The 19,423-nt window shown below is 47.3% G+C and carries 21 protein-coding genes; 9 read left to right on the top strand and 12 right to left on the bottom strand.

From position 1 onward, the window contains the following. Positions 1 to 85: 85 nt before the first annotated feature. On the bottom strand, positions 86 to 433 hold the full coding sequence (locus GOM71_RS07210; RefSeq protein WP_367649500.1) for a hypothetical protein: 348 nt from the start codon (positions 431 to 433) through the stop codon (positions 86 to 88). Between the two features lie 207 nt (positions 434 to 640). Here GOM71_RS07210 and GOM71_RS07205 point away from each other — a divergent pair, with 207 nt between their 5' ends. From GOM71_RS07205 to GOM71_RS07195, 3 genes are all read left to right on the top strand, one after another. Then, positions 641 to 1,165: a PadR family transcriptional regulator gene (locus GOM71_RS07205; RefSeq protein WP_156279273.1), complete on the top strand. Its 525-nt coding sequence runs from the start codon at positions 641 to 643 to the stop codon at positions 1,163 to 1,165. 2 nt (positions 1,166 to 1,167) lie between these two features. Then, complete coding sequence (locus GOM71_RS07200; protein WP_156279271.1) at positions 1,168 to 1,917, top strand: CPBP family intramembrane glutamic endopeptidase; 750 nt, start codon at positions 1,168 to 1,170, stop codon at positions 1,915 to 1,917. A 128-nt stretch (positions 1,918 to 2,045) separates the two neighbouring features. Then, entirely contained in the window at positions 2,046 to 3,836 is a 1,791-nt protein-coding gene (locus tag GOM71_RS07195) for an ABC transporter substrate-binding protein (RefSeq protein ID WP_156279269.1), read from the top strand. Positions 3,837 to 3,887: 51 nt separating this feature from the next. Here GOM71_RS07195 and GOM71_RS07190 read toward each other — a convergent pair whose 3' ends face one another. The 3 genes from GOM71_RS07190 to GOM71_RS07180 all read right to left on the bottom strand — a co-directional run bounded on the left by GOM71_RS07190 (position 3,888) and on the right by GOM71_RS07180 (position 7,003). Then, positions 3,888 to 4,118, bottom strand: a complete 231-nt coding sequence (locus GOM71_RS07190; protein ID WP_156279267.1) for a hypothetical protein — start codon at positions 4,116 to 4,118, stop codon at positions 3,888 to 3,890. A gap of 150 nt (positions 4,119 to 4,268) precedes the next feature. After that, a complete protein-coding gene (locus GOM71_RS07185; protein ID WP_156279265.1) occupies positions 4,269 to 5,726 on the bottom strand; it encodes a methyl-accepting chemotaxis protein in 1,458 nt (485 codons plus the stop codon). 281 nt (positions 5,727 to 6,007) lie between these two features. Continuing rightward, complete coding sequence (locus GOM71_RS07180) at positions 6,008 to 7,003, bottom strand: cell wall hydrolase (protein WP_156279263.1); 996 nt, start codon at positions 7,001 to 7,003, stop codon at positions 6,008 to 6,010. A 190-nt stretch (positions 7,004 to 7,193) separates the two neighbouring features. Between GOM71_RS07180 and GOM71_RS07175 the strand changes: the two genes are divergently transcribed. Next, positions 7,194 to 7,838, top strand: a complete 645-nt coding sequence (locus tag GOM71_RS07175; RefSeq protein ID WP_156279261.1) for a polysaccharide deacetylase family protein — start codon at positions 7,194 to 7,196, stop codon at positions 7,836 to 7,838. 53 nt (positions 7,839 to 7,891) lie between these two features. On the opposite strand, the gene GOM71_RS07170 is transcribed toward GOM71_RS07175, so the two are convergent. The 3 genes from GOM71_RS07170 to GOM71_RS07160 form a co-directional block, all read right to left on the bottom strand. Next, complete coding sequence (locus GOM71_RS07170; RefSeq protein WP_216651718.1) at positions 7,892 to 8,107, bottom strand: hypothetical protein; 216 nt, start codon at positions 8,105 to 8,107, stop codon at positions 7,892 to 7,894. A 537-nt stretch (positions 8,108 to 8,644) separates the two neighbouring features. Then, on the bottom strand, positions 8,645 to 9,979 hold the full coding sequence (locus GOM71_RS07165; RefSeq protein WP_156279257.1) for an LLM class flavin-dependent oxidoreductase: 1,335 nt from the start codon (positions 9,977 to 9,979) through the stop codon (positions 8,645 to 8,647). 30 nt (positions 9,980 to 10,009) lie between these two features. Next, complete coding sequence (locus tag GOM71_RS07160; RefSeq protein ID WP_156279255.1) at positions 10,010 to 11,275, bottom strand: MFS transporter; 1,266 nt, start codon at positions 11,273 to 11,275, stop codon at positions 10,010 to 10,012. 274 nt (positions 11,276 to 11,549) lie between these two features. Between GOM71_RS07160 and GOM71_RS07155 the strand changes: the two genes are divergently transcribed. Next, the gene (locus GOM71_RS07155) at positions 11,550 to 11,924 is read left to right on the top strand and encodes a PH domain-containing protein (protein ID WP_156279253.1); all 375 of its coding nucleotides are present in this window, start codon (positions 11,550 to 11,552) and stop codon (positions 11,922 to 11,924) included. Continuing rightward, the gene (locus GOM71_RS07150; protein ID WP_156279251.1) at positions 11,924 to 12,544 is read left to right on the top strand and encodes a cyclase family protein; all 621 of its coding nucleotides are present in this window, start codon (positions 11,924 to 11,926) and stop codon (positions 12,542 to 12,544) included. Before GOM71_RS07155 ends, GOM71_RS07150 begins: the two co-directional genes overlap by 1 nt. Before the next feature lie 120 nt (positions 12,545 to 12,664). On the opposite strand, the gene GOM71_RS07145 is transcribed toward GOM71_RS07150, so the two are convergent. The 5 genes from GOM71_RS07145 to cysD form a co-directional block, all read right to left on the bottom strand. Further along, positions 12,665 to 13,225, bottom strand: coding sequence for a type 1 periplasmic-binding domain-containing protein (locus tag GOM71_RS07145; protein WP_156279249.1), 561 nt, complete (start codon positions 13,223 to 13,225; stop codon positions 12,665 to 12,667). 163 nt (positions 13,226 to 13,388) lie between these two features. Then, the gene (locus GOM71_RS07140; RefSeq protein WP_156279247.1) at positions 13,389 to 13,733 is read right to left on the bottom strand and encodes a hypothetical protein; all 345 of its coding nucleotides are present in this window, start codon (positions 13,731 to 13,733) and stop codon (positions 13,389 to 13,391) included. A 42-nt stretch (positions 13,734 to 13,775) separates the two neighbouring features. Next, complete coding sequence (locus tag GOM71_RS07135; RefSeq protein WP_156279245.1) at positions 13,776 to 14,195, bottom strand: hypothetical protein; 420 nt, start codon at positions 14,193 to 14,195, stop codon at positions 13,776 to 13,778. A gap of 218 nt (positions 14,196 to 14,413) precedes the next feature. After that, a complete protein-coding gene (locus GOM71_RS07130; protein WP_156279243.1) occupies positions 14,414 to 16,099 on the bottom strand; it encodes a GTP-binding protein in 1,686 nt (561 codons plus the stop codon). A gap of 1 nt (position 16,100) precedes the next feature. Next, positions 16,101 to 17,024 (bottom strand): sulfate adenylyltransferase subunit CysD, encoded by a 924-nt coding sequence (gene cysD, locus GOM71_RS07125; protein ID WP_156279241.1) that lies wholly within the window; start codon positions 17,022 to 17,024, stop codon positions 16,101 to 16,103. A 265-nt stretch (positions 17,025 to 17,289) separates the two neighbouring features. On the opposite strand from cysD, the gene GOM71_RS07120 reads away from it, so the two are divergent. The 3 genes from GOM71_RS07120 (at position 17,290) to GOM71_RS07110 (ending at position 19,337) form a co-directional block, all read left to right on the top strand. Then, positions 17,290 to 18,285 (top strand): NAD-dependent epimerase/dehydratase family protein, encoded by a 996-nt coding sequence (locus tag GOM71_RS07120; protein WP_367649505.1) that lies wholly within the window; start codon positions 17,290 to 17,292, stop codon positions 18,283 to 18,285. A gap of 135 nt (positions 18,286 to 18,420) precedes the next feature. Next, entirely contained in the window at positions 18,421 to 18,837 is a 417-nt protein-coding gene (locus tag GOM71_RS07115) for a MerR family transcriptional regulator (protein WP_156279237.1), read from the top strand. Further along, the gene (locus tag GOM71_RS07110; protein ID WP_156279235.1) at positions 18,837 to 19,337 is read left to right on the top strand and encodes a hypothetical protein; all 501 of its coding nucleotides are present in this window, start codon (positions 18,837 to 18,839) and stop codon (positions 19,335 to 19,337) included. Before GOM71_RS07115 ends, GOM71_RS07110 begins: the two co-directional genes overlap by 1 nt. The last annotated feature ends 86 nt before the right edge of the window (positions 19,338 to 19,423 follow it).

Raw genomic sequence — 19,423 nt, 5'->3', positions numbered from 1 at the left:
TTCGCTATTTTGCGAATGTGCTTCGCTATCTCGCCGCATGATCGGATGAACATGAATTTCAGTCTAGCGCTCCCGCTAGCTCCCCCTACTTCTTATCCACAATAAGCACCGACACGCTTCGGGTCGAGAACGTGTCTTTAATCGTCTCCTCCGTAATAACGTTCAGCTTAATTAATCCAGCAATCTTGCCCGCGTCGGCTTTCGAAGCAAGCCGCCATACTCTCGGGTCGGGCAATGCTTCATACAGCTTGCCTTCATCGAACTCCTTCCGCTCCTGGGCAACGATCTTCACCCTATAGCTTCCCGATTCCAGCTCGCTTACCCCTTGCTCCGAGCAATGCTGAATGATCTCGCTGCGCAGCCCTCCCAGCTCCTCCTCCAGCTCCTTTTGCTTTTGCTTCAACTGATAATATCGCCTGATCTTCTTGTCCACACGTCTCACTCTCCCTTTTTCACACGGCTTACCTAGCCCTATATGTATGCGCAAATCGAAAAAGTAGGACAGGGACAAGGCCCACAAAGCCCCTCATCCGATGTCCAAAAAACTTTTTCCGAGTACCCCTTGACACCCAAACCAATAACTGTTAATTTTAATGTATCAAAACGATATATCAAATTGATATATGCAAGGAGCGCTACAATGGTCGAATACGTCAGCTTGGGCATTTTAATGCAAGGCAAAATGAGCGGTTATGACATCAAGAAAATATCGGAGCAATCCGTCAGCCTATTTTTCAAAATGAGCTATGGCAGTCTCTACCCCGCGCTTAAGCGGCTGGTCGAAGCCGGTCATCTGATCGAAGAGGAAACGAATGACAGCAAGAACAAGAAGCTGTACGCCATTACCGATCAGGGTCGCAACTCCTTCCTCGGATGGCTGCGCGAGCCGCTGCAGAGCAACCGCAGGGAGCATTTGCTCAAAATCTTTTTCTACGATTATTTGGAGGAAGAAACGCGGATGAGAAACCTGAAAGCCTTTCAGCTTCAGCTTCAAAGCGGCATTGCGCAAATGGAAGCCGTGCAGGCGATGGTCTCGAAGGAACTCGAGCAGCTGCCGAACAAAGAAGAATTTTATTACCGGGTTTCGGTCATGCATTACGGCCTGCAGTTTTTCAAAATGGAGCATGAATTTTTCAGTAAAATTATCGAAAAAGGGGATCTGTAACCATGAAAACAAACAATGAACAATTAGTAAAACGCCCGTACCTCATTCTGTTGCTTATCGAGCTTGCGCTAATCGTATTTATCGCCGGAGGCAGCGCATATGTCCAAATCGCCGGATTGGAACATCCGGCAGCGCCGTTTATCGGCTTCATCCCGATCGCCTTATTTCTCGCTTTCTTTTTCGCTTCCAAAAAGCGCGGTCAGCAGTTCTTCCTCCCCGGCAGCTTGAAGCTGACGCCGAGGCAATGGCTGGATTTCTCTCCGCTGTTGATCATCCTTGTCCTCTTGCTGATCGCCAACCACGGATTTGACAGCGAGCTTTCGGCCTCCTCTATCGTTTACTTGCTGGTCACACAGCTCTTTCTCGTCGGCTTTGTAGAAGAATCGCTGTTCCGCGGCATTATGCTGCGTATCTTTCTTCACAAGGGAGCAGGCTTCGCCATCCTGATCTCAAGCTTTTTCTTCGGCGTTACCCATGCCCTGCAAGCGCTTGGCGGCCAATCGGCCGAAGATACCATTCTGCAAATCGTTTATGCCTTCTTGATTGGCTTGCTGCTGGCGACACTGACCGTAAAACATCGCACTATTCTGCCCGGCATCATTTTCCACGGTCTCCACAACTTCTTGAACTTCACCGGAAATGCGCCTTCCACTCACCTTTACGACTACCTTATTCTTGCATTGCTTGCCATCACGGTCATACTTCTTCAGCTCTCCGGACGCAACAAAACAGCAGCAGCCGTTGGCGTATAAACAAGCAAAGAAAACCTGCGTTTCGCAAATTGAATGAAAAACATGCCAATGGCGGTGCAGAGGGTTACTTCTGTACCGCCGTTTCTTTATAATAAGAGCAACATTAGCGATTGAACGGAGGTGCTGGCATGCTGGCTTTCGAGCATTACATCATGTTGGCGGACAAATTGAACGATGCGGAGCGCATCGGTACGCCGGTTGAAGTTACGCTGGAGCAAATCGCCGACGCGCTGCACTGTACACCTCGAAACGCAAAGCTCGTCCTTCGGCGGCTCAAGGAAGACGGATTGATCGAATGGCAGGCAGGGCGAGGAAGAGGCAACCGCTCTCGGCTTTCTTTCATGGCGAGCAAAGAAAATGTGCTGCTGGAAATGACCCGGCAGTACGCAGATAAAGAAGATTATAAGCAGGCGTTCGATCTGCTGCAGCGGTACGGATCGGGCACGCAAGCCGCTGATAAGTTTACCGATTGGCTATCCGGAAGCTTCGGCTTCGCCAAAGAGCAGGGAGAAGATAATGTAGTAAAGGATACGCTGCGCCTTCCGCTCTCCAAGGCGATCTTAACATTAGACCCGGCTGAATGCCTCTACAGTCTGGATGGGCATATGACGCAGCAGTTTTTCGACAAGCTGGTCCGTTATGACGATGAAGCAGACCGTATTTTGCCGCAATTATCACATGCCTGGGAAAGCAATGCCGAAGCGACAGAGTGGACGTTCCATTTGCGAAAAGGAATTTTGTTCCATAACGGCAAGGAGCTTAAGGCCGAAGATGTCATTTTTACTTTTAATCGTATACGTTCCGGCAAACGCAACAGCTGGCTTCTTCGATCGCTTATTGCCGCTGAAGCCGTTACCGAGCGTGCGGTCCGATTCCGGCTCATAAAGCCGAATCGTATCTTTCCCCGATTCCTGTGCTCAATCTCCTTATCTATACTGCCGGCTAACTTCGCAGGCCAAGACGAAGCAGCTTTCTGGAAGCACCCTGTCGGAACGGGGCCTTTTCAAATGGAAGAATGGACGGACGAGCGCTTCGTCATGAACGCTAACACCCGTTATTATCAAGGACGGCCCCATTTGGACAGCGTTATTCTCGTCTTTATGCCGAGTTCGGCTCCTTCCCAGGCGCTCTGGCAACAGCAGTTCCTTGGCCCCGGCGGCGAATTGGAGGAGGTTCCTCAGGAAGAATGGCAGCGTACCGATTCCGGACATTGCTGCACCAGCCTGCTAACCTGGAATATGAACAAAGAGGGCGTGCATCAATCGGAGCCATTTCGTAGGGCGGTTGACCTTCTGATCGATCGGCGGCGCATGATTGATGAGCTTGGCGAGCGTCGTTTTCAAGGCGCGAAAGGGTATTTCCGGGAGGAACAAGACCAACCGAAAGAGGGAGAAGGCGAATTAAACCAGGAAGCAGCCAAGCTGTTGCTGCTGCAAGACAACTATGGGGGAACGCCGATTACGATCGGCACCTATGGCCACCACAGTCGAGATGCCGAATGGATTCAGCAGCAATGCGCGTCTGCGGGCATAGCCGTACAGATTCGGTACGAGCACCACGAGAACATACAGCATGCTTCCGTAAGGAAGGACATGGATGCCATCCTGCATGCGCTCGTATTTCCCGAGAAGGAAGTATGCATGATTGAAAATTACGAGCAGGACGGCAGCTTTGTAAAAGAATATCAAACAGCGGATTGGCAGGCGTGGATTTCGGAACAAATTGATTCCGCGCTGGCGTGCGAGCATCGCGAAGACAGGCTCAGCCTATTGTCCGTCATTGAAAATCGTCTGAAGCAGGCTTCCCATCTGTCCTTTTTGCTCCATTCCACTTTCCAGAGATTTTCTTCCCCTTCTTACAAAGGTATTGGTACTAATTCGCACGGCTGGATCGACTTCAAAGACATTTGGATGCCTTAATAGCTTGCGGGAGCAAAAAAAACAGCAAGCCGTTTTTCCGGCCTGCCGTTGTCACAGCCTATGAGAAATGTCTGCTCCCAGCTTTCGGAACAAGCGCAACACTACTGTCAAAAATCCTGTGCTGCGCCCGCCGTTGACCCCGCTGCGGGAAGCGGCCGTGCAGCCGGGGCAATCGCAGCCGTCTCCGTCATAGCGGATGAAATCTCCCCTTTTCACCTGCGTCTCCCATTCCCGCTGCTTATACTCCGACAGCTTCTCTGACATATAGTAGTGATCCATCATCCTTCTCGTCCTCCTTATTTGGCATTCTGCAACAGAATGCTTTCGCATAATGAACAGCCTCTTCCTTTATGCGTTCATTATGCGGCAGGGGGAGGATTGGAAAAAGGGTAAACCTATTTGACCCTTTTTCCCCTTTTAACTTGTTCCTTATCATATTTCCAGCCATTCCGTAGCGGAATCCATCGCCCGCTTAAATCCGATTCTTCCTGTCGTCGCCAAGCCTTGTTTCGCTTTCTCATATTCGGCGCCAAGCATCCATCTGGCATTTTGATTTTTCGCCTCATGGAATACTTGCCAAACTTCCTTTAACGACTTCAGACGCTGCTGATGCTTCGGCTCCGTCGCAAGCTTCTCCAGATCCTGAAAGCATCTTTCGAGCTTCGCTTCCATCGCCTCTTTCTCTGTATTCCAATAAACGATTTTCTCGCGATCTCTCGTTTCAATGAGCGACACCATCACCGCTCGAATGCTCAACGCGCATTCCATCCACCGCTCCAGCTCCTTCTGCAGCGGAGTAAGCTCGCTCCTGACAGGAAGAATAAATTGCGAGACTATCGATCGGAGCGTCAAGCTGTCCAGTCCCGTTTCACGAATATATTCATTCATCAGCCTGATGCTTTGCTGCTGCAGCTCTGCGGAAGCAAGCATCTCTTCGCAGCCTGCAGCCGTTTGCTGCATGACAGCCGAGCTTTCGCTAAGCGATAATGTAACGGCGGCGCTGTTATCTGTGACCGCAGTTAGCCGCTCATCCATCGTCTCAATCTGCTCCGTCAGATCCGACAGAAATTGCCCCATCGCCGTATAATGTCCAGCCGAAGTATCCATCGCCTGTACGCTTGCTTTGGCCGTCTGCCGCATCTCGTGCACGCTCGCCTGAAGCTCGCTTGCGTCAGATTCCAGAAGCTTGATCCGTTCTTCGATTTGCTGCGTTGCCAGCTTCGTTTGCTGCGCCAGCTTGGACACCTCGCCGGCAACGACCGCGAAGCCTCGCCCGTCCTCGCCCGATCTCGCGGCTTCGATATTCGCATTTAACGCGAGCAGCGCCGACTGGCTCGAAATTTCCTGAATCATTTGGGCGATTCTTCCAATCTGATCCAATGATTGTTGGAACTGCTCCATTTCGCCCTGTACCCTTTTGCTTTCCTTGCCCATGCCGTGAACAAGCCTCCGCGTCTCTTCTACATCCAGCTTCCCCGCATTCACAACCTCGGAAAAATCTCGAGCGGAACGGACCAACGCCTTGTTGCCTTCCCCGACAAACCGGATCGCATCATTCATGCTTGTCATATTGTCCGACATGCTGAGCGAGTACTCGGATGTGCTCTGCATGCCTATCGCGATCTCACGAACGGTTTCAGTTACCGCGTCCACCTGGCTGGCAATTTGCGACGATCTGTCGTTCATATCCTCCATCCGCAAATGAAGCTGTCTGGACGATCGGTCCACCATCCGCAATAACGATTTCAAACTGCGGAACGCTTTCTTAAATGAGGCTTGCAATTCCGTATCTCCGGTATTCGGTGCATGATCTGTGCTGAAATCCCCCTGGGCCACTTGTGACAGCTGTTCCTTCATCCAATTCCGCGCAAACAATCGAAAGCCTTTCATACCGCTCTCCCCCGTTATACCTCCAAATTAAAAAGCCTTACAGAGAGCGAGCAAAAAGACCTAGTTTACTAGGCGCTTGTGCTCATTCATCCGCAAGGCTGCATTGCCTTCATTTTTGACCTCGTTGTCAAAAAAACACGAAATTACAGTTACTTTACATTATATATCCAATTGCATACAAGTCAATGAAACACCAAGAAATCTGTCGAAACCTGCAGCTTTTACAGCTTATTAATTAATAAAGACGCAACACCGTGAAGTGTTGCGCCTTGTATGATGCATTATTTTGCAAAGCTATGATGTCCGATCGTTGCAACAACGTCAAGGCTCGACCAGAATGCTCCTTTGGATACATCCGGGTTGAAGAAGTAGACGGCGCCTTCTACGTTGTTTTTGCCGTTCAACGCATCCTTTGCAGCTCGCAGAGAGCTTGCATTGGGCTTGCTTTTATCCAGCAGGCCGTTATGAGCAGGCGGGAATTGCTTGCCGGAATAGATAACGTCGCGGATTGTATCCGGGAAGCGCTCATCCTTCACTCGGTTCAAAATGACGTTGGCGATTGCGAGTTGCCCTTCATAAGGCTCGTATCCGGCTTCGACCATCGTAATTTTGGCTAGCAGCATAAACTCCGCTTGCGTGTACGGCTTAGCCGGGCTGTCGTATACCGAGGGGATAACGACCTTCAGCTTCGTTCCCGCTTTAATGGTGTCCTTGCCAGTCAGTCCGTTCCGTTTCAACAGCTCCGACTTGCTGACGCCATACTCTTTGCTAATTTCGTCCAATCCGTATTGCTCAGCAGTTACGGCAGGCTTCACAGTCTCCAGCTCAACGACCTCTGCTTCCGGATCAAGATATACCGTTGCATGCAGCAACTCCGCTATTTGACGCAAAGGCACGTAGATTCTGCCGTCCGTGAAAAATGGAACCGCATCCATTTTGTAACGGACCTCGTTGAAATAAACGACCGGCACTCCCATTCCGATTACGATCGTATCATTAAGATTAGTATGTATAGTTGCTTCTTCATTATCTTGGTCCCAGCTTACGTCCGCACCGAACATCTTCGTTAGACTTGCGAGCGGAACATACAGCCTGCCATCCAGCGTACGAGCCGAATCGGTCATTTTCACATTGTCGCCATCAAGCTTTATCTTCATGCCAGTCGCAGCCCCTGCTTCCGCAGCGGACACAATGGACATCGGCACGGTACATAGCAGCAGCATCGCCATAACAATGACGAGTGTCAGCCTGCTTACCGGCTTGCCTAGTCTGATCATGAGAACCTCCCTGACTAACAGTTTATGGTATTCCCGACCTATCTACTTGCCAAAGTATAACACAGCTTTCCGTGCCAAAAGCATTAACATTTTCACAGAATTAATAAAAACACACGATTGCAGGAGCTCATTGACTCGTATATGCTTTATAATGTAACCGATTCCAATGATCGCAGGAGGTGTGCTGCAGTTGCCGCAAACGAATCTCATTACTCAAATCCATACGCCGCATAAAGCAGTTGCATTCACATTTGACGACGGACCCCATCCGACCTATACGCCGATGCTGCTCGATATTTTTCGGGAAGCGCAGGGGAAAGCAACGTTTTATATGATTGGCGAGCAAATCGAACAATTCCCGGAATTAGCGACAGCCGTCTATGAACAAGGGCATGAGATTGGCAACCATACCTATTCGCATCCCTTCTTGACGGAATTGTCAGATGAAGCTTGCAGAGAGGAACTAATACGCGCCGAAAAGCTGATCGAGGCCATAACGGGAACCATACCGGCGACGTTCCGGCCGCCCTACTTCAACATCGACGAGCGGGTAACAGCAATAGCCGCTGAGCTCGGTTATGTGAAAATCGCGGGAGCAGCAAACGGAGAGGCGCGGGACTGGGAGCAGCCCGGCGTTCAGCATATTGTCGATGCTACGCGCGAATCGCTCTCCTCAGGATCTTTATTGATCTTCCATGACGGCTACGGCGACCGTTCGCAGACAATTGAAGCGGTTCGCATCCTTGTCTCCGAGCTTACGGCCGAGGGCTACAAGCTCGTTACGGTAAGCGAGCTGATAGCGTTAGCCGACGAGGCTGAGACGAGCGGGCGATAACAGGTCGTAATAAACGGGACGGCCGCAGATGGCCGTCCCGTTTGTGTTCGCTATTATTCTTTTCTGGCTGAAAGCATAATTTCGATCTCGTCTAAATGAATGCTCTGGCGCTTCCAGTTGCCCGCTGTGCCGCCCCAGATTTGCCCAACTGCCATTCCTGCCCGAGCAAACATCTGCTTTAACTCAATCGGGTAGTAGCGGCGTTCTTTGACTTCCATCTGAAGCTTGCTCCCAGGCACATCCAACTCATCCCAATAATGCTCGATCATCGTCACAGGATCAAACCTTCCGGATTCGATATTCTCCTGCGTCAGGCTGCGGATTTAGGCATAGGCGTAGGCGTATTCGGCCCTCACTTGATCGTTCAACACACGGTTTACTGTTTCTGCGTTAGAAGGAAGGCGTACCCGATTACGTACGGATAGCGCTGTATAACAGCGTTATTCCACCAACAAACCGCTCTCTCGATCGGATAACGCTTTACGACAGTGTTATTTCCGCAAAACCGTCCGTTTTCGAACGGATTCCGAAATTTAACACTTTGACACAGCGCTATTTCGCCAACTAAACCGCCTATCGACCGAATAGCACTGTGTCACAGCGTTATTCGAATTCATATGTACCGTTCCCGCCAGTTCGCGCATGAGATACCAATTAAGTATCAGAAGGAAAGTTATTGATTTGATATTGATCATGGTTAGACAATGCCCATATGATAAGTTCTACTATTTCAAAATTCCATCGGCAAACGAAAAACCCATCCTCTGAGAGGAAGGGTTAAATCGTTTCTTACCGTCTTTCTACCGCTAAGACTTTACTTCCGTCTTCGCATTCGGATTCACCGGCGTCTGCAGCCCTAAGTGGCTGCGCAGTGTGCTCCCCTCATACTCTTCTCTAAATAAGCCGCGTCTTTGCAGCTCCGGAATAACCTCGTCCACAATGAGATTCAAATCTTCCGGGAACGTTGGCGGTATGACGTTGAAGCCGTCCGCTCCCCCTTCAAGGAACCACTTCTCTAATTGGTCGGCAATTTGTTCCGGCGTACCAATGACCTCGTAATGGCCGCGCGCTGAGGAAATGCGTTCGTAAATTTCACGGAGCGTGGTAAGACCTTCACGTTTCGCCAGATCGCAAATGATTTTATAACGAATGCGCGGGTTTGTCGGATCTGCATACGTATCATACTCCGGGAACGGATCGTCCGGGTTAAAGCCTCTAAAATCAATTTGGGTGAATTCAGATAAAAATAGAAGTCCTGCGCCAGGCATAATTAATTTGTTCAATTCCTCGCGTTTGCGGCGCGCTTCTTCCTCCGTCTTGGCTACTGTGATATATACGCCTGGCATAATTTTAACGTCTTCACGGCTGCGATTGTATTTAGCTAAGCGGCCTTTGAGGTCTTCATAAAAAGCTTGAGCATGCTGCAGCGATTGGCATGCGGTGAATACGACTTCAGCTGTTCTCGCAGCGAGCTCTTTGCCAGCCTCGGATGATCCCGCTTGGACGATGACCGGATGTCCTTGCGGCGGTGCCGGTGCGTCCAGCAAACCGCTTGCTTGAAACCATTTGCCTTTATGCTCGATCGGATGAACCTTCGATATATCGAGAAATTGTCCGGTTTCTTTGTTGGCAACGACCGCGTCGCCTTCAATCGAGAACCAGAATTTTTTGACCAAATCAATAAACTCTTCTGCGCGTTCGTAGCGGTCTGCATGCGACAAATGCTCTTCCTTCCCATAGACCGTCGCTTCGAGATCGTTGGCGGATGTCACGACATTCCAGCCCGCTCTTCCCTTGGACAAATGATCGAGAGAACCAAATTTCCTTGCGATATGAAACGGCTCGTTGTAGGTTGTGGAGGAAGTGACGGTAAGCCCGATTTTTCTCGTAGAGCTGGCGATCGCCGCCAAAATCATTAATGGATCCAGCTTCAATTCGGAATACGAATGCTCTTGAATGGGACGAGCGACCGAATCGGCGATAAACAGCATATCAAATTTGCCGCGTTCAGCGGTTTGGGCAATTTCAATTAAGTAGTCGAGATCATAATTGCGATGGGACTGCGAAGACGGATGTCTCCAGCTTGCCAAATGCTGCCCCGGCAGTTGAATAAATAACCCTAAGCTCATTTTTTTACTCATGTTCGTTTGCTCCTTCGATGTGGTGTGGGATTAGATGTTTTTCGTTACAGCCTGATGATCAGGAGACTTATCAATCCCGATTCGTTTCCGGCCCGTCTCCGGCAGGAAAATCAGGATGAGAAAGAGTGAAATTAGCGGCAAGCTGACAGCCAATGCAGCGGCGTTGCCTAATCCCAGCGTTAATGCAAGTGTTGTTACTACAAGCGGAACGACAATTTGTCCGATCCGGCCGACAATGTTATTCGTCCACGCCATTGCGTTCGCGCGGATTTCCGTCGGAAACAGCTCATTAGTCAGCGTCGAACCGACGATAAGGAACGAATTGACGAAGCCGGCGGCGATAATGCTGCAGAAGAGTACTGCATAAAAGCTGTGCAGCGTAAACATTAGAACACTGCTCACGCATCCGATCGAAATAATGATTGCTGCTGCGCGCTTGCGGCCAATTCGGTCCATTAGCTTGCCATTCAAAGCGATGACCAGTATTCCCGTCAGCGTTTGCGTCAACAGCCCGATGCTTACCATCGTCGGCGTCCAGTTCAACTCATTTACAGCCCGAAGGGAGAAGAAGTTCAACGTGCCTTTGATTCCAAAATAGAGAAACGCCCATACAACCGACATGGCTACGGTATAAAGGACAAACGGCTTTTTCCAAGGCCCGAAAAAATCCTCCTTCGGAGGGCGGTTTCCGAGCCTCTTTTCCGCTTGCAATTGAACAAAAGCTTCGGACTCAGGCAGTCTCCGTCTAAGCAGAAACACAGGGATAAGCGGGAACGCGCCAATGATATACAGCACCCGCCAATTCAAGCCCAGCTTTGTGATGATCGGAAGCAGAATGCCAATTAACAAAGCGCCAAACACGGCTGTCAGCTGAAAACGTCCGACTGCGCTTCCCCGATGTTCAGGCGAAAACTCCTCGCAGAGAATGATATAGCCGACAGACCAGCTGCTGATTAGAAAAATCCGCGCGATAAACTGCAAGCCAATAAACACCTCAAAGTATGGCGCGAACGCTGTGAGCAAGCTGCTTATGGAGTACATATACACGCTTGTCAGAAAAACATGGCGGCGCCCGACCGTGTCGGCCATCCGCGATACGAAAAAGGCTGCCATTGTGCCAAGAGCAACGATGGAGAGAGCGTAACCGGACATCTGGGTCGTTACGCCATAATCTTTCATGATGTACGGCAGCGCGATGCTCATGACAGTGTCGTCGAACCCTTCAAAAAAAGCGCCGAGCACAATGATCGGCCACATTGCTTTTTGACGCGAATTCATAATAAACTTTGTGCTCATAGAAACACCCTCCAAACGCCTTCGACACAATAAAAAATAGGCCTCATTCCCTTAATAAGATAAGAGAATGAGACCTCCATTCGAATGGCCGGTCTGCCAAAATCACCTACAAAAATAATAACATAGTCATTTTTAAATAAGCAATGATTATTTCATTGTTTTCCTATTAAATTAATAAGAATTACTCTTATTCATTCATTGCGCTCCCTGTTTATCTCGTATATGCTTAAAAATGGAATGAAATTCCGTATCCTACAGAGGCGGGTGTATATCCATGAACAACGGGCAAGTGCTAAGCTGGACTTTTGTGAGCGAGTGTGCCATCCCTAATGACGTGAATGCGATGCTCGTGCAAGGCGAACACGCGATAGCGGCTTATCAGACGATTAGAGATTCGGCAATTTTTACGAATAAGCGCCTTATCGTAAGGGACGTGCAGGGCTTAACGGGTAAAAAGGTCGAGATCTATTCGCTGCCCTATAAATCCATTCATATGTGGTCGACCGAAAATGCCGGCACGTTCGATTTCAACTCCGAGGTTGAATTATGGACAAAAGCAGGCCACATCAAGGTTCATCTGAAAAAGGGGATCGATATTCGAAGATTCGACCGGATCATCGCGAACGCGCTGCTTGGAGGCCATGATTAATGCTCATTGACCTTACGCAGCTCATTCAAGACAGGCTCCCCGTGTTTCCCGGAGACGAAGAAACTTCGCTTACGCAAACGAGACAAATCAAAAAGGACTTCTACACCAATCATCAGCTGAATATTAATATGCACGCCGGCACGCATATCGACGGACCGATGCATCTCGTAGACTGCAGCACATACCTGAATGAGGTACCGCTGGATCAATTTATCGGCGAAGGGTGCCTGCTCGATGTGTCGGGCCAATCTGTCATTGATTATAAAGAAGAATATGAAGCGCTTATCCAGTTGAAGCAAATCGTAATTTTGCATACCGGCCATAGCAAAACCTTCGGAGAGCCTTCATACTTTACCGACTATCCGGTTCTGACGGTTGCCTTCGCCGAGCTGCTGGTGCGCAAACAGGTGAAAATGATCGGCCTCGATATGCCTTCGCCGGACAAATATCCGTTCGAAGTGCATCAATGCCTGTTTAACAACAACATTCTAATCGCCGAGAATTTGACGAATGTGGAAAAGCTGCTGGACGCGCAGTCGTTTGAGATTATCGCGCTGCCGCTGCATATTCGCGCAGACTCCTCGATCGCCCGGGTCGTAGCTCGCGTGCGGGAAGCATAAGCGAATAGCAGAACTTTCTTCCGCAATTGCTGCTCGAGCTTATACTCGCTCAGGCCTAATAAATAAAAGCGGCAAACCCTGGATGGTATGCCGCCTTTTGTGACGTTCGAGTATTACGAATTAATTCTGATTCAGCGCATCTACATCTGCCGAAAAAGCGTCGCTGTATTGCTGGAACAATCCAGTATCAAACTCATAATCGTTGTCATCAGCCTTCGGAGGGTTTTCCTTAAGCTTATTATACAAGGTGTCGATCTCGCTTGAGAGCTTCGTCCACACTTGTTTTACATCATCATAGTTGGACTCTAAACCTTGGATATACGTATCATATTCCGCTTTCTTCTCCATCGCCTTGCCGAGCTGTTCAATCGTGAAGTCAATATCCATTGTTTCTCCCAAGGCGTTAGTTCCGCTGCCAGCGTAGTCGCCGATGTTAACAAACCCATCGTTCCAAATGTCTCCAATGACGAAGTTGTTAATATCAAACAAGGTCGATTCGACAGTGGGCTTTTCATCAGACGTAGATGAAGCATCTACTTTAATCCCCGAATCCTTGAATGCTTCCTCTACAAGCTCTTGCATTTTCTCCTCGTCAGACTTCTCTTTAGCGCAGCCTGCAAATACGAGCGCTGTTACTAGCGACAGTACGATCAGTAAACTCTTTTTCCCCCATTTGGACATCCTTAACCTCTCCTCTATTTACAAATTTTTACTACCTTTATGTTTATCGGTTGTAATGGGTAAATTGTGAAGATGTTAAAAAAACTATGCACAAAAATAGCCCCAGAGCAGAAATGCTCTGGGACCGTTTTCATGTTTCTATCGAACATAACATTCAATATTTCTACCAATTGGTGCGCGACCGTTGAATGTTATCGGTTTCTCTATCGATCTCGTTCATCATTTCTTTAATCCGATCCAAAGCTTGTTGAAGCTGCTTTTGATGGGCGTCCAGACGATGCGCGATCGACCTGATTTGCACTTGAGTAGGAGGCTCCGGCGCATGCGAGAATTCAATAAGCTCCTTCTCGATTGCATCAATACCGATCAAACCTGTGGACAGCATCTCAATACCGAACTTTGCTTTGTCAGCAATGTGGTCAATTTTGTGAGCCGTTTCTCTGTTATGATTGTTTCCCCACCCGGACATATAGCTGTTCTGACCGACCGGCGGTGTGTAATCGCTCATAGTTACAGCCTCCTCATTGCATATTGATTAAGTATAAATGTATTATTTCTGATATTTATCCGTAATTTCGTCAATCTTATTCGTCAGCTTGTCAATTTCGTCCGTCAAGCTGTCGATTTCGTTCGTCAACTTGTCAACGTCCTTAATATTTCTTTGCACTTCATCAATGTTTGCATTTGTCGAAGTTACTTTGGACATAACCTCTTGCGCAATAGAAGTGACAAGCACTTGCACATGGTCTGGAGCGTTTTGTCCGACTTGTGCAACAAGACGATCAAGCAGCGGCTTGATTTGCGAAATCGTATTCGATGCACTCGCCAGCTCGCGGCCGCACGAATTAAGCTCGGAATCGATTTTATCGGATACACGGTCAATTTTGGATTGCGTAAGCTGGTCGATTTCTCTTACTACTTTATCAATTTCATTCGCCATATCGCGAACCGCGCTTTTTCCTACGAACATTTACTTTTCCTCCAATTTTTAATGAATTTTATATTCATATTGATTATATAGGGGAAAGCAGGTGCTATTCAATCAAAATCGTGGAAATTTTCTATTTTTTTGCCAGGGTCGACAAAAATCGTAGATAGATTTGTTTTCCATAGAAGCTTATTTGTCATCAAGCGAAAAAAAATATCCCTACATCATTATTCGCAATGATGCAGGGATATGACCTATTACTACTGATTGATTAAATATGTCACAACTTGTTTCACAATGTAATTCGCGGCTTCTTCGATCGAGTTCTTGCTTGCATCGATCTCAATTGCCACGTTTTCAGCTTTGGAGCTGCCAGCGGATCCATTAAGATTAACTTCAATAAAGGATTTGCCAATGATGCTTTGCGTCGTCTCACGGTCGTTTTGCGCGCCATTTGACACCAATGCAATAAGTCCGGCATCGTTTAACACTTTGGCAACCTCAGCCACGCGCGATGCCGCTTCTCCCGCACTGTTTTCGAGCAGCATGGTATGATAGCCTGTCGATACCAAACGCTTCTCGACTTCCTTCGCGATGGAGGCATTATCCGAACCGGTGAACCATACGGTTACCGGATTTTGTCCTTTTTGCTGAGCACGTACCTCTCTAGTGATTTCCGTATCGAGCGTTCCAAATTTGTCTGAGCTTTGAAGAGCTTGGTCAATTACCCCGCAAGCGGATGTCATATTGGATACGCGATCAATCAGAATAAATCCGCCAATGCTTTTATATTGTTCAAAGGAATCAAAAACTATGTTGTCGGATAACGAAAATTCACATTTTGCTACTTCATTTTTGACAACGTGATCGGCTGGAACCGTATTGCCCGTATTGATATCGATTTTATTTGTAATAGCCGTAACCGTAGCGGGCAGTACTTTTGTTCCTACTTTCACCAGATAGTTCTTGCCAGGCGTAAGTACGGAATCATCCATCCAAAGAATCGTCGCGCTAAAGCTGTCCGCCTCTTTGATCTGATCATTTTTCGTGAATACACAGCCCCGCGAAACATCGACTTCACGGTCTAATTGAATCGTTACGGGTTGACCGGCATAAGCGGTTTCCCTATCTTGGTCTGTCACCAGGATACGTTTGACTTTCGCCTTCTCATGGCTAGGCAAAGTCGTCAGCTCATCGCCTACAGAAATGCTGCCCGCTTCAATCTGGCCTTGGAAGCCGCGAAACGTATGATCCGGACGGCATACGCGCTGAATCGGCATCATAAATTGCTTCGTGTCCTCGCTTTGATGAACATCCACATTTTCAAGATAGGACAACAAAGGAAGCCCTTCATACCAAGGCGTATTGGCCGATTTCTTCGTAATGTTATCCCCTTCCGTTGCGGAAACAGGAATCACTTGAATGCTTTGAAAATTAAATTCAGCGGACGTCTTGGCGAAATCGTCCTTGATCGCCTCAAATTTGTTCGAATCAAAACCGACCAAATCCATTTTGTTCACTGCTAATACAAGATGCTTAATTCCCATCAGCGCGCAAATCCGCGTATGGCGTTTCGTTTGGGTAATGATCCCTTTCGTCGCGTCCACAAGAATGACGGCAAGATCCGCAAACGATGCGCCTACTGCCATGTTGCGCGTATATTCTTCATGTCCCGGCGTATCGGCTACGATAAAGGAACGGTTATCCGTCGTAAAATAACGATAGGCTACGTCAATCGTAATCCCCTGCTCGCGCTCGGCAAGCAAACCGTCAAGAAGCAGCGAATAGTCGATTTTACCGCCGCGGCTGCCGAGCCTGCTGTCCATCTCTAACGCTTTCTCTTGGTCGGCGAACAGCAGCTTTGCTTCATAAAGCATATGTCCAATTAATGTGGATTTTCCATCGTCTACACTACCGCAAGTAATAAATTTAAGCAGACTTTTCATCTTAGAAGTAGCCCTCCCGTTTACGTCTTTCCATACTTCCTGCCGCTTCTTGGTCAATAACACGGCTAGTACGTTCGGATGAAACCGCGCCAAGCGTCTCTTCAATAATCGTATCCAGCGTATTCGCATCCGACTCGATGCCGCCGGTAAGCGGATAGCAGCCTAATGTGCGGAAGCGCATCTTCTTCATTTCAATTTTCTCATTCGGCTCAAGCTTCAAGCGCTCATCATCCACCATGATGAGATGTCCGTCGCGTTCGAGGACAGGTCTTTCCTTAGCAAAATAAAGCGGTACAATCTCAATGTTTTCTCTGCGAATGTATTGCCAAATATCTTTTTCCGTCCAGTTGGAAATCGGGAAGACGCGCATGCTCTCGCCTTTATTGATTCTTGTGTTGAACAGCTTCCACATTTCCGGACGTTGGTTTTTCGGATCCCATGCATGGTTCTTATTGCGGAACGAGAAAATGCGCTCTTTCGCGCGCGACTTCTCCTCGTCACGACGTCCGCCGCCAAACGCAGCTGTAAATCCGTATTTGTCCAATCCCTGCTTCAGCGCTTGGGTTTTCATAATATCGGTATAGGAGGAGCCATGCTCAAACGGATTGATCCCTTGCTCAATACCCTCTTGATTCGAATGAACAATCATCTCGATCCCGAATTCTTTCGCCTTGCGGTCGCGGAATTCGATCATCTCTTTGAACTTCCACGTTGTGTCGATGTGCATGAATGGAAACGGCGGCTTCTCTGGATAAAAAGCTTTCAGCGCCAAATGCAGCATGACGGAACTATCCTTGCCGATCGAGTACAGCATGACGGGATTTTCACATTCCGCTGCCACTTCTCTTATAATATAAATGGCTTCCGCTTCGAGTTGATCCAAATGCGTCATTTCATGTATGGAATCAAGCGTCGGTTTTTGCATAGAAAGGTGCCTCCTTTAATTTCTCACTAAATCTATCGTATTTCTTCATATCCTATCAGATTCTGACTTTTTTGCAAAGTGGGGGAAAGTGAATTTCACTGTATTTCTAACATTTTCATTATATAATGCATGCTTTGTTGAAAAAGCGACACATTTGAAAATCGCAAAGAAATGAAAAGAAACCTAACGATTGTAAATCAATCGTTAGGTTTCTTTTCTTAAGGGCAACTCATTCATTCAAATTCAATATGCGCATAAATAAAGAATCAGTTTCCAGTTAATAAGGGTTCATTGCAACAAAGCGAAAAATCATGAGATAACTCTATTCCACAGGGGACAGACCCAATGTGAGTTACCGCCAAATGTTAAACACATCTACGGTGAAAAGATGCAATTGGAGAAGTTTAAGGACGACTTCAAGAAACTATCGCCCGACGTTGTAGTCGATATGATTGCGTCTACGGAAGAAGATGCTCAAATCGCAGTCAACACTTTGAAGGGGATATCCGACAGATTAGTTACAGTTAGCAGCCAAGATGTTTATCGTGCATACGGAATCGTGAGGAAGGCAGACAACGGGTCATTGGAGCCTACCCCCATTACAGAAAACTCAGCCTTGCGATTAAACCGATATCCGTATCAAGACCCCTCTAAAGATCCGAATGATTGGTGCAATAAGTATGACAAAATACTGGTTGAAGATATTGTAATGAATAATCCGTACGTAAATGGTACCATTCTGCGGCTGCCAGCGGTTTACGGCCCCCATGATTCGCAGCATCGACTATTTAAATATCTCTATTTAAAGCATTTCAGCGATAATCGTCCATTCATCTTGATGGATGAACCGTTTTCGAAATGGCGCTGGACTCATAGTTATGTAGAAAATGTTGCCCATGCCATTGCCTTAGCCATTACAAATGAAAAATCGATGGGACGGATTTATAACGTTGGTGAATCCCAATCCCCGTCCATGCTAGACTTCGTTACACAAATCGGAAAAGTGCTTAAATGGGACGGAGAAATAATCCTTGCCCCTCAAGGATATCTCCCAGAAGAAATGACAGTACCCTTCAATCTGGAGCAACAACTCATTGTTGACTCTAATCTCATTCGCGAAGAACTAGGCTTCGTTGAACCTGTTTCATTTACCGATGGCTTACAAGCAACCGTGGAATGGGAGCTGACTAATCAACCGAATGAGACGTTAAATTACGCCCAAGAGGATAAGCTTTTGCGTGAACTAGGACGAACGATATAATGCCAGTCTAATGCAATTTTACAGTTCACCTTTGGGGTGGACTTTTTTATTTTGACAAAGAAATTACGTTACAGTAAACTGTAACAAACACAGAATAGTGTAACTCATACAGTTGAATGTCATCGGAGGTGTGCCATGAATAGCTATACCGCTAAACAAATAGCTGAAATTCTCCAGCAAGCTGACCCGCGCATGAATCTGCGAACGGTAAGGTACTACACTCAAATTGGTATGATACCGCCCCTTGAATTAGTGGGTAACAAAAGGGTTTACACAGATAACCACATCCATTACTTCCGCGCGATTATTACCTTATCAAGAACAGGAGAAACATTGGCTTCCATTCAGGAAACATTGAAAAAACTTTCCTTGGAGGACATCGAAAAAATAAGTCAGCAATTGACATTGTATGAACCTAGCCGAATTATTGAAAACGAAACTCTAAAGATAACAGATGATGTCATTATAACGATTAGCCCTCGAATTTCTGCGGAGCTAAAACAAAGAGTTATCGATTCAATATCTCAAGCACTCAGGGGTGAAAATCAATAATGCTTGACATTAAGTTAGCCAAGTCAAAGATGGAGAACGAAGAAGGAATGAATCATTTATGGATTCAGTTATTTCGAGATGAAAAATCCCCAAAATCGGAAATCCAAATACGACTGCCAAACGGTATCTACCGCTCGAATAACCTAAATGGTTTTGTTGAAAATGAACGCGGACACATTGTAGTTGATGCCTTCGACCGAGATGTTATCATAGAAATCTTTACCCAAGATGCGATTCAATGTGGTGAAATGACAATCGCAGTAAGCTTATTGACAGCCGATACCTCGGTAAGCAAAGAAATTTCGATTCAAGTCGTCGAAGAAGATGAAATGGATAGCGTTGAGATTGACGAACAAGTTGTCGAACGAATCAAAGAGTTAAGCAATGCCGCTCCAACTTACGATTCGGAAACAAATATTGTATCCATTCAACCAAGGATACTGGAGAAAAGGGACAATGCATATTCGCACTTAGAGAAAAACTATCGCATTGACTACTGATGATGAAGGGGGGGATAGCTATGAATCTGATTCCATATGTTGTCGAGCAATGGTCTGTCAATAATTTTGTGTAAACTCTCATATAA

This window comes from Paenibacillus sp. NEAU-GSW1 (genome assembly GCF_009737085.1).
GTDB lineage: Bacteria > Bacillota > Bacilli > Paenibacillales > Paenibacillaceae > Pristimantibacillus.
The sequence above is the reverse complement of the archived record's forward strand: the minus strand, read 5'-3'. Positions and strand labels throughout refer to the sequence as shown.

Excerpts from the sequence above, each read along its gene's own strand:
- GOM71_RS07205 (WP_156279273.1), top strand. The coding sequence starts at position 641 with ATGGTCGAATACGTCAGCTTGGGCATTTTAATGCAAGGCAAAATGAGC.
- GOM71_RS07200 (WP_156279271.1), top strand. The coding sequence starts at position 1,168 with ATGAAAACAAACAATGAACAATTAGTAAAACGCCCGTACCTCATTCTG.
- GOM71_RS07195 (WP_156279269.1), top strand. The coding sequence starts at position 2,046 with ATGCTGGCTTTCGAGCATTACATCATGTTGGCGGACAAATTGAACGAT.
- GOM71_RS07190 (WP_156279267.1), bottom strand. The coding sequence starts at position 4,118 with ATGATGGATCACTACTATATGTCAGAGAAGCTGTCGGAGTATAAGCAG.
- GOM71_RS07185 (WP_156279265.1), bottom strand. The coding sequence starts at position 5,726 with ATGAAAGGCTTTCGATTGTTTGCGCGGAATTGGATGAAGGAACAGCTG.
- GOM71_RS07180 (WP_156279263.1), bottom strand. The coding sequence starts at position 7,003 with ATGATCAGACTAGGCAAGCCGGTAAGCAGGCTGACACTCGTCATTGTT.
- GOM71_RS07170 (WP_216651718.1), bottom strand. The coding sequence starts at position 8,107 with ATGATCGAGCATTATTGGGATGAGTTGGATGTGCCTGGGAGCAAGCTT.
- GOM71_RS07165 (WP_156279257.1), bottom strand. The coding sequence starts at position 9,979 with ATGAGTAAAAAAATGAGCTTAGGGTTATTTATTCAACTGCCGGGGCAG.
- GOM71_RS07160 (WP_156279255.1), bottom strand. The coding sequence starts at position 11,275 with ATGAGCACAAAGTTTATTATGAATTCGCGTCAAAAAGCAATGTGGCCG.
- GOM71_RS07155 (WP_156279253.1), top strand. The coding sequence starts at position 11,550 with ATGAACAACGGGCAAGTGCTAAGCTGGACTTTTGTGAGCGAGTGTGCC.
- GOM71_RS07150 (WP_156279251.1), top strand. The coding sequence starts at position 11,924 with ATGCTCATTGACCTTACGCAGCTCATTCAAGACAGGCTCCCCGTGTTT.
- GOM71_RS07145 (WP_156279249.1), bottom strand. The coding sequence starts at position 13,225 with ATGTCCAAATGGGGGAAAAAGAGTTTACTGATCGTACTGTCGCTAGTA.
- GOM71_RS07140 (WP_156279247.1), bottom strand. The coding sequence starts at position 13,733 with ATGAGCGATTACACACCGCCGGTCGGTCAGAACAGCTATATGTCCGGG.
- GOM71_RS07135 (WP_156279245.1), bottom strand. The coding sequence starts at position 14,195 with ATGTTCGTAGGAAAAAGCGCGGTTCGCGATATGGCGAATGAAATTGAT.
- GOM71_RS07130 (WP_156279243.1), bottom strand. The coding sequence starts at position 16,099 with ATGAAAAGTCTGCTTAAATTTATTACTTGCGGTAGTGTAGACGATGGA.
- cysD (WP_156279241.1), bottom strand. The coding sequence starts at position 17,024 with ATGCAAAAACCGACGCTTGATTCCATACATGAAATGACGCATTTGGAT.
- GOM71_RS07115 (WP_156279237.1), top strand. The coding sequence starts at position 18,421 with ATGAATAGCTATACCGCTAAACAAATAGCTGAAATTCTCCAGCAAGCT.
- GOM71_RS07110 (WP_156279235.1), top strand. The coding sequence starts at position 18,837 with ATGCTTGACATTAAGTTAGCCAAGTCAAAGATGGAGAACGAAGAAGGA.